Source organism: Acetobacter papayae JCM 25143 (assembly GCF_000613285.1).
GTDB lineage: Bacteria > Pseudomonadota > Alphaproteobacteria > Acetobacterales > Acetobacteraceae > Acetobacter > Acetobacter papayae.
In genome coordinates this window covers 1-1,655 of the sequence record NZ_BAIN01000148.1, presented here as the reverse complement: position 1 = coordinate 1,655, position 1,655 = coordinate 1, and the positions used below count along the sequence as shown (strand labels likewise).

The window sequence follows — 1,655 nt, the reverse complement described above, 5'->3', positions numbered from 1 at the left end:
CCCAGCATGGCGGCGGCATGGTCTGCCGCCTGCGCTTCGGTCGCGCTGATCACCAGTGCTGCCAGCCGCCCGTAAGGGGGCCAGAAACCGGGGCGGCGCTGCTCGGCCTCTTGTGCCATGAAACTGTCGAAATCGCCCGAAAGCAGTGCCTGCATGACCGGGTGTTCGGGCATGTAGCTTTGCAGCAGCACCCGGCCCGGCGCTTCGGCGCGGCCTGCACGCCCGGCAACCTGATGCAGGAGCTGGATCGTGCGCTCACCCGCGCGTAGGTCGGCCCCACCCAAGCCAGATCGGCATCCACAACGCCCACAAGGGTCAGGTAGGGAAAATGCCAGCCCTTGGCCACGACCTGTGTGCCGATAATCAGATCCGCCTCACGGCGGGAGATTTTTTCAATCGCTGCTGCCGTGGCCTTGGGGCCACCGAGCGTATCGCTCGACATGACCAGAATACGGGCCTCAGGAAAAAGCTCGCGCGCTTCTTCCGTAATGCGCTCTATGCCGGGGCCTATGGCGGTCAGGCTGTTTTCTTCGTTGCAGGCAGGGCAGGTGGAAGGCAGGGGCTGGGTGGTATCGCAGTAATGGCAGGAGAGCACCTTGCGGGCCCGGTGTTCCACCAGCCACGAGGTGCAGTGCGGGCATTCCATCCGGTGTCCGCAGGCGCGGCACAGGGTTAGCGGTGCATAGCCCCGGCGGTTCAGGAACAGCATGGCCTGCTCCTTTCGCTCCAGTGTCGCGGCTATTTCATCGCGCAGGACAGGGGAGAGAAACAACCCGCGTGGCGGCGGATGATCGCGCAGGTCCAGCAGGCGGGTTTCAGGCAGGGCCGCGCCCCCGTGGCGGGTGGGGAGAACAAGGTGGCGGTAGCGCCCGGCCTCGACATTGGCCAGCGTTTCAAGGCTGGGTGTGGCAGAAGCCAGAATGACCGGAACCCCCGCCAGCCGCCCGCGCAGCACGGCCATGTCCCGCGCGTTGTACATAACCCCTTCCTCCTGCTTGAACAGGGGTTCGTGTTCTTCGTCCACGATCACCAGACCCAGCGACTTGAAGGGCAGGAACAGGGCCGAGCGGGCTCCCACAACCACCTGTACCGAGCCATCAGCCGTGCCAAGCCATGTCTGCCTGCGCGCTTTCTGCCCGATTTCGGAATGCCATATGGCGGGCGGCACCCCAAAGCGCCGGGCAAAGCGTCCCATCCACTGGGCCGAGAGAGCGATTTCAGGCAGGAGCACAAGCACCTGCCGACCCGTTTTCAGGCAGGCCGCTACGGCTTCCTGATAGATTTCGGTTTTGCCCGACCCCGTAACCCCTTCCAGCAGGGTGACGGAAAAACCGCCTTCATGCACGCAGCCACGCAGGGCTTGTGCCGCCTCAAGCTGCGCGCCTTCAAGCACGGGCGGGCAGTGATCAGGGTCGGGTGCTGCAAAGGCATGGCCGGGGTCAAGGCGCACAGGGCGCAAGGCCCCCGCATCGGCCAGACCGCGAATGACCGCGGCCCCCACGCCTGCGGCACTCGCCAGGTCTGTGGTGGTGCGGGGTGGGCCATCGCCCAGAACCGACAGGACTTTCTGCCGTGCCGGTGTCAGGCGGAGTGTGTCGGGTAGGGGGGCGGGCAGCCAGCCCATGCTGGGGGCAGGCACGCCTTGCATGGGCTGG

Annotated in this window: 1 pseudogene; it reads right to left on the bottom strand. The window is 65.9% G+C overall.

Annotated elements, in window-relative coordinates:
• Positions 1 to 1,655 (bottom strand): annotated as a pseudogene (priA, locus tag JCM25143_RS20385) (replication restart helicase PriA); the annotation flags it as partial.